This window comes from Chitinophaga sp. 01L420 (genome assembly GCF_056399985.1).
Genome location: NZ_JBFTSK010000019.1, coordinates 188799 through 201054, shown reverse-complemented (window position 1 = coordinate 201054; position 12256 = coordinate 188799). Strand labels below are relative to the sequence as shown.

Below are 12256 nucleotides of genomic sequence, written 5' to 3'. Positions count from 1 at the left end.
GGGCCGGCTATAATTATGCGGAGCGATCGTATTATTAATCAATGAAACACGGCGCCGTGTTGGTTTCACTGTACGGCCCATTGGTAGATCCATCACTGAATTCGTAGTGGTAGTAGCAGTACCAGCGTCCACCGCTGCCGGGTACACTTTGGTCGTTTACCCTGATACCGGTTTCGCAGATGCCATTGATCAGTTTTTTATTACGCCCTGTGCAATCAAACATCACGGTGGAGCCATACATGTATTTCAGTGTTACCTCGTCATTATAAGCGAGGGCATATTTGCTGGGAGTGGCTACTGCCAGTGTATTGGCAACCGGGTGTACGGACGGCAGGATACCGGATTTTTTGCTGACAATAAAAACAGCACAAAACAGGAGTACGGCGCCTATGGCGCGCATCAGAGTTTTCATACCTACTTTTTTGATGTGAGGAATTACGGGTTTAAATCGGTTATTTGAGTTACCGGGTAACTATATCAATTTAGGAAAACTCAGAAAGATGAGCAATTTAATTTTGCACTAGTAAAGATGGTATTTGCCGACATCCTGGTAGCGATAGTGAGGGCTTTATTTAAAATGACTTTTATACTCCAGTGGTCTTTTTCCTGTTATTAATTTGAACATGTTGATGAAGTGAGACAACGTGTTATAGCCGCACTCATAGCAGATCTCCGTGATGTTCTTATCAGAATCAATGAGTTGTTGGCAGGCATATCCAATCCTTAATTCCGTAAGAAACCGGACATATGTTTTTCCTGTTTTAAGCTTGAAGTACCGGCAAAATGAAGTGCCGGTCATATGCACCAATGCGGCTGCATCTTCCAGGGTTAATTTACTCCGGAAGTTGTGGTGCGTGTATTCAATCACGGTTTTCAGCCGTTGGTTATCATGCTGAGACGGATCATAATTGAAACTTTCTGTCGATAACAATGTATAGTCACCACTTTCAGCTATCAGGTACAGTATCTGCAGCAAGGTGAGTAATCTGCTGCCGGGCGACTGTACCAGCAGGTCTTCCATCATACCGGCAACGTTGCGGCAGGTGTCGCCTTCCAGCTTAATGCCCTGACGGGAGAGTGACAGCAGTTGGGTGAGTTTACGCATTTCCGGCCATGCGGACAAGGTACTGCTGGGTATATCCTGTTTGAACAGGGCTACCACCGCCTCACCGGATTGTCCTTTCTGTTCACGGATAAAAGTATCCTCATGACGAAAGGAGTGGGGCAGGTTAGCACCAATTAAAACAACATCACCGCTTTGGAAAGGGCCGATATAGTCGCCTATCAGCCAGGTACCTGAGCTTTTCTTTATGAACAACAATTCCAGTTCAGGGTGAAAATGCCAGATATTACGCATGTTTTCCCCTATATCTTTTCTTACAGTAAAGGAACTCTCTGGTGGCGGAGTAACTTTCTTCAGTACTGCTTTCATAATCGTGCTGTGGCCGGAAAGGAAATAAAAATGGTTTATACTTACTCTTAAATGTAAGTATTTTTTCTCATTTTTGTAAGAATCAGGGAAGAAGTTCCTCCCAGCCGCCTCTAAGGGAATCGTTTGTGACAGCGGTAACGGCTGGCATCATTATTTAAAACCGAATTTGAAACCAATGACCTTCCATGACGGCAGGTGAGCGGGTTTGCTGATCACCAGGGCATCATCTTCGGCTTTCCACTGCACTTTTTCATTGCTGCCCAGCATTTTTACCGAGGCAATTGTTTTATTATTCAGGCTGCCTTTTTTACCTAATGATTTGATGCGGATATCACCGGAGGGAGTGTCCAGGAAGTAGGCATACAGGTAATTGCCTTTGCTGGTAAACCGGATATCTTCCGCTGTGTATTTTACTTTTTCTTCGTTAAAATTGCCTGCTTTAACCGTGGTGGCATTGGCCGGTTTTTCGCCATATATTTTCCAGGGCCGGCTGCCGTAGATGCCTTCGCCATTGGCCGCTATCCAGTTGCCGATTTCATCCAGCGTTTTCAGCATATCGGGTTCCAGGTCGCCCTCAGGTGTTTGTACAATGTTGATGAGCAGGTTGCCGTTTTTGCTGACAATGTCTACCAGCATACGCAGCACATCAGTGGCAGATTTGTAGTGCTGCCCCGTGCGATAGTACCAGTCGCCGATGGAAGTATCCGTTTGCCAGGGAAATGGACTGATCGTATCCTGGACGCCTCTTTCCAGGTCCTGTGCCCACATCCCTTCGGAGGGCTGCTTACAATTATACACAGCGGTAGGTTTGCCTTTGTGCCAGGCAATATTATCATTGTAGTAGTTGGCCAGCATGCTTCGACCAATTTCGTCAAAGGGTAGCTGACTGTCAGAATAGAGCAGGTCAGGATGATAGGTTTCTACCAGTTCTTTTACGTAACTATACCATAATTTCATCCATTCCGGATTGGTGGTGAGCCAGCCTTTATCATCGGGCGCAGCGGCAGTATGATAAAGATCAGCATAAGCCGGATCGTTTCCATCGTAAGGGACGCCTTTTAAATCCCCGCCTTTATCAGCGCGGTGGCTCGGCTGATACCAGGTATAGCTGGCCGCAAGATGCTCTGATACACCGAAATACAGCCCTTCTTTTTTAGCTGCCTGCTGCCACAAACCCACTACATCTTTTTTAGGTCCCATATTCACCGCATTCCATTTGTGAATTTTAGAGTTCCAGAGAAAAAAATTATCGTGGTGGCTGCCCATGCTGACAAAGTACCTGGCCCCCGCTTTTTTATAAAGTGCCATCAGCTTTTCCGGATCCCATTTCTCTGCTTTCCAGAGTGGGATAATATCCTTATAACCGAATTTGGAAGGATGTCCGTAGTGGGCCACGTGATATTTATAGTCCGCGCTGCCTTCTTCATACATAGCCCTGGCATACCAGTCACCCATGCGTGGTACTGCCTGTGGCCCCCAATGCGCCCATATACCAAACTTGGCATCGCGGAACCATTCGGGGTATTGGTATTGTTTTAAAGATTCGTTGGTGGGTTGATAGGGCCCTTTTGTTACCGGCAGTTGTTGAGCGGAAACAGCCAGCGTTGTTAAGGCGGCAACTGCACCGGTTAGCAGGGAATGCTTCAGCAATTGTATTTTCATACGTAGATACTATTTAGAATAATAAGGAGTATCCAAAAGTATCGCTATAATAAAAAACACCTGTCGACAAAATTGCCTGTTTACTATGGTATTTTGCCCTGCACCGGGGCCGGGAGATAAATCAGCGCGCAGGTTACTGCAGATGCAACCAGGAGAGGTAGGAGCATCCTGCCTGAAATAAGCTGCTTACTTCAGGCAGGATGAATAAATTATTTAAAAAGCGGAGTCCTCTTCATGAGAAAATTTATATAACCTTTCCACAGGTCATCTTCCAATGTAAGTTCAGGACCAAGGTCCAGTGGCTTCACGCGACGTTGGTATACAACTGTGCCATCACTTTTATAGAGCGATACTTCTGCGCTGATGTTATAGGCGTCTTTATCTGTAGCGGTGCTGGTAACAGAATGGTCGTTACTATTTCTTTCTGCACTGCTGTAAGTGCTCTGTTGTCGTTCTTTAAAAGTTTTAAAAAGATCAAACATCAATATATATTCTGTACCTGTTTTTTGTGCGAGGGCAGCAATATCATAGCTGTTAATAGCAGTGAGATCAATGTTGCCACTTCTTAATCGTGTATTTATAACCCTTATATCTACTGGTGTAACATTGATCTTTTTCTTATTCTTACGCATAAAGTCCATGATATGAGATTGCGCAAGATCACTGAGGTCTTTACGATAAACACCTTCCTGTGTGAAGTAAGGAGGTATGATGGCAACGCTGTTAGGTGCAACAGGTAAGGCACTGTTATTACCGGTTTCTTTCAGTGGAGGAGCGGGGGCATCATTAGTAACAGGAGGTTGACTATCATTTTTTTTAGCAGGTACATTGCTGCTAAAGCTCTGTTCCCTGCCGCTCGAAAAAACGATCTTGTTGATTTCTGTTGTTGGTATTACATTCTCAACAGCTTCTCCGGGATACCTGAAACTGATGGTGCTGTTGGTGACTTTAAATACCTGTACTTTAAGAATGTCGCCGCTTGTTTTAATCACCATATCTGTTTTAGTGGTTTGCTGGGCAACAGATGCTAATGCCAGTATTAGCAGGCAAAAGAGGAGAAATGGATTTTTCATTATAAAAATGGATTTATGAAGATAGGATAATAATGATAGTTCCGTTTTGGGTTAGCGTTAATCAGGATGCAAAGTAAATGGATATCGTTTAAGTAAAAAAAATATTTTCACATAGTTCGCTATTTGCGGCGCTGCGTTGTTTTAGCAGTGGATTTAGTTAAATAAAGCCTGATCTGTTGGTTTAGTATTATTCTGAAAAAAGTTAGTATAACTAATCAGCGGCGGGTGTTAATGTTTTTTTAATGTGGAATTAATTTTTATTGGGCATGGAAATTTGGTTATATCGTGTTTTTTCTCGTATTTTACGCCCAGATTGTTCTTTTACACACGGAAATTATTGAACATTCACACTTACTGAAGGGTTAATCCACCACACCTCAACGTAGACACTGCTCCTTGTGATGATAGTAAGTTCCTTAAGTATTGTTTTGGTTACTTGAAAAACATTTTGCCTTACATCTTTTAATTATCTGTTTTATCGAGTTACTGAGAAAGGTTAGGATAGTATACACGGAATATACTGTATTAGCCTGCAGGTTCCCCCTGACTTTAATTCACCCAAAAGAAAAATGACTTATGAGACCCTTGAATAGCTGTTGCTGTTAATACAAACATTATTATCCCCCAGGACATAAAATTATGTGCTGTGAAGAAACCGCCTCTTCTTCGCTGTATCGATAATTATGTTATTGAAATGACATTCTATGTCGTATAGCTTTACTATGTCACACAATGGTGATAACTGTACGCTTATTTATAAAATGCAGGCGCCACCTGCATGTCAGAGCTTTATTGTATCGTTAAAATATAAAAACAACGACTAGAATTTAAAGAAACCCTATTGATGATTAGATTAGAGCAAGAAGTATGATGTTAGTATCCTAAAAAGAGTTCGTCACATTGATCATGGAGAGAATTCTGCATGTCGGGAAGACAAGTGTAACTGTAACTGAGCCGTGATGTCACACCCTGGCATATAGTAATTATTCCATTGATCAACCACCAGGAAATCTCTTCACTTAAACAGAGCTAAACGTTTGCAGCCCGGCTAACAGCGCTGGTGGAACATTGCTGTGATACCTGATGCTTCAAACGTCTGCTATAACCTGCTGCACCTTTCCGGTGCGGTGAGGGTGATGCTTGCCAAAAACGTGCGCCATTTTATTTCCGTGAATAAAATGTGCGCCGTTTTGGCTCAGCATTCTATTGCTTCTTTGACTCATTTTATTATATAAAATATAGAACGATATAGCCCTATGAACAATTTTCTACATCAGGAATGTGTACTGCTGACAGATATGTTGTCACGACTGCAGCAGGAAGAAAGTAAAGGAATCGTATTTATAAAAGGCGGAGAGCAGGAAGTATTTGTTTCCTATGCTTTGTTATTCAGAAGAGCAAAACAATGCCTTTACTACCTCCAGCAGGAGAAAGGGCTGCATGCCGCTGATGAACTGATCATACAGGAAGATGACAGCGAAATATTACTGACTGTTTTCTGGGCCTGTATATTAGGGGGTATCATCCCCATTCCCGTATCCACCGGTAATAAAAATGAACACAAACTGAAAGTGCTGAAGATCCGCGAAAATTTAAAACGTCCTTATCTTTTTGCAGGGAGTGATCATGTACAGCGATTGATTACCTATATACAGACGGATTTACCAGGAACTGATGTGCTGGCGCTACAGCACAGCATTATAGACGCCGGGATGTCATTTGAAGAACAGCCGGACACGCCTGAGTTGCGTACCCCTTTAGCAGACGACCTCGCTTTTGTACAATATTCTTCCGGATCTACAGGGTCACCCAAAGGAGTCATGCTCACCCATCGCAATCTCTTTTATAATACTACTGATTTAGCGGAACGTAAACAGCTGACCGCCGAAGATAAAGAGCTTAGCTGGATGCCGCTCACGCATGATATGGGGATGATCTGTTTTCACCTGACCGGTGTACTCACAGGTTGTACCCAATACCTGATGCCTACTGCCTTGTTCATCCGCCGTCCACTGCTTTGGATGGAATCTGTGAACAAGCATAAGGCCACCATTTTGTATTCTCCCAATTTTGGATATGAATATTTCCTTGAAGCACTGGATAACAAACCCGTGGGTAACTGGGATCTGTCTTCTGTGAAAATGATTATTAATGGTGCTGAGCCTATTTCTGCGGAAGTATGCCGGCGATTTACCAGCAGGCTGCAAAGTTATGGCTTATCGCCTGTTTGTATTGCACCAGGGTATGGACTGGCAGAAGCATCTGTGTGTGTAACACTGAGCAAGCAGGGAACACCTGTACGGGAACTGTATCTGCAACGGGATGCATTAGGAATAGGTGACGAAGTGATTGCGGAGGAAAATGCACATACAGGTACAGTAGGTTTTGTAGAAGTGGGATTTCCAGCAACCCATTGCAGAGTAAGGGTTTGCGGCGACAAAGATGAAGTACTTCGATTTGGTACTGTAGGCCATATTCAGATAAGCGGATTAAATGTTACATCCGGTTATTATCGCAACGAGGCTGCTACAAATGCTATCCTCACCTCCGATAACTGGGTAAGAACCGGTGACCTGGGTTTCCAGGAAGCCAACGGGATGTTGGTGATCACCGGCCGGCATAAAAACATGATCATCCTGCACGGACAAAATTATTACCACCACGATATTGAACGTATTCTTTTTGATGTTCCAGGTATTTCCGCCGGAAAAGTAGTGGCAGTTGGTATTCCCGGAAATGGTAATGAAAAAGAAAAGTTAGCGGTATTTGTATTGTTCAAAGGACAGTTACCTGCATTTGCTGTTTTGGAAGAAGCCATCACAGAGAAGCTGGGCGACGTGCTTTCTATTGTGCCGGATCACGTAGTGCCGGTAAGGGAAATTCCTAAAACTACCAGCGGAAAAATACAGCACTATGAATTGATACAACGTTTCCGCAATGGAGAATTTGACGATACATTGAATGAACTGAAGGCATTGTCCGGCGATGTTTTCCTGCGGCAATGGCAGGATGAACCGCATGCTGCGCGGGTGCAGGCCATAGCACAGTGGTTGCGGGAAACAGTGGCACTGCTCATAAAAGTATCTGCGCAGGAAATAGATCTGTTGCAGCCACTCACGGACCAGGGGCTGAAATCATTGCACGCCATGCAGCTCAAAGTAATATTGGAACGTAAACTAAATATCCCGGTAGGTATCGGGGTGCTATATAAATATCCTGTTATAGAAAGATTGGCCCTGTTCATAGAAAAGACATTATTCCCCGCGGCAGTGCATATACCATCCGCCATCATTGCCAGGGAAACTGCTGCTGTGGGTCTGCTCGAAAGAGTGGCCTCCTTATCTGATGAAGAAATTGCTTTACTCCTTAATGAAAATTTACTATGATAACCCGGGAAGAAAGAATAGCGGAACTTAGTCCGCTGCAGAAAGCGTATTTAAAAATTGAAGAATATAAAACACGGTTAGGCCAGCAGCTGCAAGATAAAAGCCGTGGCTATGCCGACATTGCGGTGATTGGCATTGCTCTGCGTTTTCCGCAGGCAGATACACCTGCAGCTTATTGGGAAAATCTTGTTGCAGGGCGTGATCATATAAGACCTTTTCCGGAACAACGTGCCACAGACGCGCTGGATTACCTGCGTGCTGCCGGCAAAGGCGCTGTAGCGCCCCAGTTCAGAGAAGCCGCCTACCTGGAAGATATTGATAAATTTGATCCCCGTTTTTTTAAATTCAAACAGAAAGAAGCAGCATTAATGCATCCATTGCAACGCATGCTGTTACAAACATCCTGGCAGGCAATGGAAGATGCCGGCTACCTGGGTAATGACCAGGCAGATGATCGCACCGGTGTATATATGGGCGTGTCCGGAGATCATACCTACAGCCAGTACCTCGACATGATTGCCAGTGGATACCAGGATGTAAGTGCTCTAGCACTCACTGGTAATAATAATGCCATTACTTCGAGCCGCATCTCTTATTTCCTGGACCTCAAAGGTCCGGCAATTACCATTGATACTGCCTGTTCCTCTTCCCTGGTGGCTATACACCAGGCATGTAAAGGATTAATGAATGGCGACTGTGAGATGGCACTCGCCGGTGGCGGACGGGTATACCTGGTGCCGGAAAAGGGAAAATATGAAGTAGGTTTTGAATCACCTGCCGGCAGAACAAGGGCATTTGATATTGCTGCAGATGGCGCCGGTGTAGGAGAAGGTGTGGCAGTAGTGTTGTTGAAACCATTGGATAAAGCCATCGCTGATGGTGACCGTATACATGCAGTAATTAAAGGTTCCGCCATTAATCAGGATGGCACCTCCGCCGGCATCACCGCACCTAATCTCGCTGCGCAGGAAGCTGTGTTGAAAAGTGCGTGGGCAGCGGCCTCCATTGACCCGGCTACGATTACTTATATTGAAACACATGGTACAGGTACATCTCTGGGAGATCCGATAGAGTTCCAGGCCCTGAGTGATGCGTTTGGTGCAAATGCACCTGTGCAGGGTTGTGCTTTGGGCGCTGTAAAAAGTAATATTGGTCACCTGTTTGAAGCTGCTGGTATTGCAGGTTTGATCAAGTGTATACTGGCATTGCAGCATAAACAGATACCTCCTGTCATTAATTATACTGCACCTAATCGTGAAATTACACTCAAGGATTCTCCTTTTTATATCAATACAGAAAGCATTCCCTGGAAGCTGACAACGGCAGATATCCGCCGTTGTGGTATCAGTTCTTTTGGTATCAGTGGCACCAATGCACACGTGGTGCTGGAAGAATACATTCCGGCAGCATCTAAAGATCAGCGTCATACAGCTACACCACAACTGTTTACATTATCCGCTGCCAGCAGGGAAGATTTGCTGGTACTGGCCAATAGTTATGTATCGTGGCTGGAAGATAAAAAAGAAGACAACCTGGAAACGATCTGTTATGCCAACAATACCGGCAGGGCACATTATTCCTGGCGGCTGGCAGTTGTAACAGACAACGTTGCACAATTGCAGGAGGCATTGCGGAAAGCAGATACGTTGTTATTACAGGCTGAAAGGCGTTCCCATATCAGCGAGCAGAGTTATGATCAGCTGCAGGAGCTGGCTGCATTGTACCTGGAAGGTGGTAGTATCAACTGGCAGTTGTTATATAAAGGGAAACGTATTACCCGGATAGCACTACCCACTTATCCGCTGAACGAAGTACGTTGCTGGGTTACCTACGATCAGGCAGCTCCGGTAGCAGCTCCTGTGCAGGTAGCAGCAGTGATAACGGCTACGCATACACGCGCGGATATTTATAAGGCGGTGCGGACAATGATCGCCAAGGATACCGATCTGAAGCCGGAAGATATAGGCGAAGATGCCGACTTTTTTCAGCTCGGACTGGATTCCCTGATCATCATGCAATTGATTCAGGGCATACGCAAAGAGTGGAAACAGCAGGTGGAATTATCGCAGTTTTATGATAAACTGACTACGCTGAGCAGGCTCGCAGATTACCTGCTGGAACACCTCGCGGCAACAGGCACCGTGCAACCGGCATTGACTGTTACGCCGGCAGCAACAGCCACTGTTGCTGCTGCAAGGCCGTCGCAGATCAACTACTTTGTGCCTTATAGAGAAGTAGAGAAAAAATCCGATCATAACCTATCTCCCCAACAACAACAACACCTGCAGCAGCTGGCTGCCCGTATTAATCAACGTACCGCCAGAAGTAAAACATCTACCCAGCAGTATCGCGGCGTGCTGGCCAATAACAGGAATGTAGCAGGCTTCCGCCCTGAGCTGAAAGAGATCACTTACCAGATCATTGCAGCAGAAGGTAGCGGCGCCAATATTATGGACCTTGATGGCAATCAGTATGTAGATCTTACGATGGGCTTTGGGGTTAACCTCTTGGGATATAATCCTCCGTTCATAAAGGCTGCTTTAATGGCCGAACTGGAGAAGGGATTCCCGGTAGGCCCGATGGTGGAAACAGCAGGTAAAGTAGCATCGCTCATTTCAGAAATGACTGGTGTGGAAAGGGTGGCATTTTATAATTCAGGTTCCGAAGCAGTAATGGTTGCACTCAGGCTGGCCAGAGCCACCACGGGTCGTAATAAGGTAGTGCTTTTCAAAGGCGCTTACCACGGTACTTTCGATGGCGTGCTGGCACTGGCTAACGCGCTTGATCCTGCGTCTTCCATTCCTTTGGCGCCAGGCATTGCGGACAATTATGTGAGCAATGTAGTGGTACTTGATTACGCTACGCCGGCATCCCTCGATTTCATCAGGGAGCATGCCCATGAGCTGGCAGCAGTATTGGTAGAGCCGGTGCAAAGCCGCAGACCGGATATACAGCCGCGTGATTTCCTCCATGCGGTAAGAGAGATTACCGCTTCGGCTGGTGCCGCCATGATCATAGATGAAGTAATTACCGGTTTCCGCATTCACCAGGGCGGTGCACAGGCCTGGTTTGACGTAAAAGCGGATCTGGTCACCTACGGAAAAATTGTAGGTGGTGGTATGCCGGTGGGCGTAGTGGGAGGCAGTGCAAAATTCATGGATGCGATAGATGGTGGTATGTGGCAGTTTGGCGATCAGTCTTACCCCGAAAAAACCACCACTTTTGTAGCCGGTACCTTTAACCAGCACCCGCTCACCATGCAGGCCGCGTGGCAGATACTGACGTATCTGAAACAACAGGGCCCCGGCTTACAGGAAACACTGAATGCGCGCACTGCGAAACTGGCAGCACACCTGAATCAGTTCTTTACTGAAAAGCGTGTACCCATTTCCGTTGTAAATTTTGGTTCGCTGTTTCGTTTTGTGCTGAAAGGTAACTGGGAGCTGTTTTATCAGCATCTGCTGGCCAACGGGGTATATGTATGGGAAGGACGCAACTGTTTTATTTCTGCAGCACATTCAGAAGAGCAGATAGATTATATCTACCAGGCTGCTACCAGGTCAGTAACAGAGATGCTGGACGGTGGCTGGGTAACTGCCGGACCAACCGTCACGGTGGTAATGTCGGAGATCCCCTTTACGGAAGAACAGGAGCAACTGTATGCGCTCGCCGCATCTGATCCGGAAGCTTCCAGCGCTTTTAATGAAAACCAGGTAGCTACCCTTACAGGTGCGCTTGATAAAAACGCTTTGCATGAAGCCATTGATATTGTTGTAAACAGGCACCAGGCGCTGAGAACCGTTAAGGTCAGTGCAAAGGGTATGCTGGTAGCAACAAAAGCAGCAGCTATTATTAAAACGATTACAGCGGCGGAACTACTGGCCTTACAGGAACAGGGTATCACCACCACAGATCTGTTGCGCGAAAACGGGCAACAGGCTTTCGATCTGCAACAAGGTCCTTTCATACGTTTTCTTTTACTGGAAAACGATGAAACACATCATAGCCTCCTGATGACTGCCCATCACCTCGTGGCAGATGGCTGGTCCATCGAAATCATCTGGAGTGAAATCGGGCAGGCCTATTCTGCTATCACCGGCAAAGAACCGGTATCGCTGCCATCCACCGTGGCGATAGAAAAATTCAACGAATGGCAACAGGTGCAACAACAGGACGAAGCAGGTAAAGCATTCTGGAAAGCAGCATTTCAGCAGGACTATCCGGCTATTGAGCTGCCGGCAGACCGACTGGTGACGGCTAATACCGGCAAGCAGGGGAGCAGCTTTACGATCACCCTGGATGCATCGCTCCGGAAACAACTGACTACATTGGCACAGCAGGAAAAACTGACCTTGTTCAACCTGTTATTGGCTGCCTATAATATTTTGCTCTACAAACTGAGCGGACAACATGCTTTTGTTATTGGCATTCCTTCCGCAGGACAGGCCCGTATGGGGGAGAACTGCCTGGTAGGACAATGTGTAAGCATGCTGCCATTCTACAGCCACCTGCAGCCTGAAACACCGCTTAAAGACTATCTGCTGGATATACGTACCAGGTTGTCGGATATTATCCGTTACCAGGATTGCTCTTTTTCATCGCTGCTGGCGGCAGATACTACACTGACCCCGCCGCGTATTGCTACAGAAATAGATATGGGCAACAGGCAGTATTCACTGCCTGTTGCCGCAACCCGGTAATAT

At 45.9% G+C, this 12256-nt stretch carries 6 protein-coding genes; 2 read left to right on the top strand and 4 right to left on the bottom strand.

The genetic code is table 11. The annotated features are described in order from the left end of the window. Positions 1-34: 34 nt before the first annotated feature. The 4 genes from AC1DP6_RS19295 to AC1DP6_RS19280 all read right to left on the bottom strand — a co-directional run bounded on the left by AC1DP6_RS19295 (position 35) and on the right by AC1DP6_RS19280 (position 4167). The gene (locus tag AC1DP6_RS19295; protein WP_477056293.1) at positions 35-412 is read right to left on the bottom strand and encodes a hypothetical protein; all 378 of its coding nucleotides are present in this window, start codon (positions 410-412) and stop codon (positions 35-37) included. Between the two features lie 156 nt (positions 413-568). Next, positions 569-1432 carry an AraC family transcriptional regulator gene (locus AC1DP6_RS19290; RefSeq protein ID WP_477056292.1) on the bottom strand — a complete coding sequence of 288 codons (864 nt, stop codon included), beginning with the start codon at positions 1430-1432 and terminating at the stop codon, positions 569-571. A 150-nt stretch (positions 1433-1582) separates the two neighbouring features. Then, positions 1583-3094 (bottom strand): alpha-L-fucosidase, encoded by a 1512-nt coding sequence (locus AC1DP6_RS19285; protein ID WP_477056291.1) that lies wholly within the window; start codon positions 3092-3094, stop codon positions 1583-1585. A 209-nt stretch (positions 3095-3303) separates the two neighbouring features. Continuing rightward, complete coding sequence (locus AC1DP6_RS19280; RefSeq protein WP_477056290.1) at positions 3304-4167, bottom strand: hypothetical protein; 864 nt, start codon at positions 4165-4167, stop codon at positions 3304-3306. Positions 4168-5423: 1256 nt separating this feature from the next. On the opposite strand from AC1DP6_RS19280, the gene AC1DP6_RS19275 reads away from it, so the two are divergent. Further along, the gene (locus AC1DP6_RS19275) at positions 5424-7553 is read left to right on the top strand and encodes an AMP-binding protein (RefSeq protein ID WP_477056289.1); all 2130 of its coding nucleotides are present in this window, start codon (positions 5424-5426) and stop codon (positions 7551-7553) included. Next, the gene (locus AC1DP6_RS19270; protein WP_477056288.1) at positions 7550-12253 is read left to right on the top strand and encodes an aminotransferase class III-fold pyridoxal phosphate-dependent enzyme; all 4704 of its coding nucleotides are present in this window, start codon (positions 7550-7552) and stop codon (positions 12251-12253) included. The genes AC1DP6_RS19275 and AC1DP6_RS19270 overlap by 4 nt, the downstream gene beginning before the upstream one ends. Positions 12254-12256: the final 3 nt, after the last annotated feature.

What these genes read in the sequence shown, in the direction of transcription:
- AC1DP6_RS19295 (WP_477056293.1), bottom strand. Translation starts at nt 412, where the DNA reads ATGAAAACTCTGATGCGCGCCATAGGCGCCGTACTCCTGTTTTGTGCT.
- AC1DP6_RS19290 (WP_477056292.1), bottom strand. Translation starts at nt 1,432, where the DNA reads ATGAAAGCAGTACTGAAGAAAGTTACTCCGCCACCAGAGAGTTCCTTT.
- AC1DP6_RS19285 (WP_477056291.1), bottom strand. Translation starts at nt 3,094, where the DNA reads ATGAAAATACAATTGCTGAAGCATTCCCTGCTAACCGGTGCAGTTGCC.
- AC1DP6_RS19280 (WP_477056290.1), bottom strand. Translation starts at nt 4,167, where the DNA reads ATGAAAAATCCATTTCTCCTCTTTTGCCTGCTAATACTGGCATTAGCA.
- AC1DP6_RS19275 (WP_477056289.1), top strand. Translation starts at nt 5,424, where the DNA reads ATGAACAATTTTCTACATCAGGAATGTGTACTGCTGACAGATATGTTG.
- AC1DP6_RS19270 (WP_477056288.1), top strand. Translation starts at nt 7,550, where the DNA reads ATGATAACCCGGGAAGAAAGAATAGCGGAACTTAGTCCGCTGCAGAAA.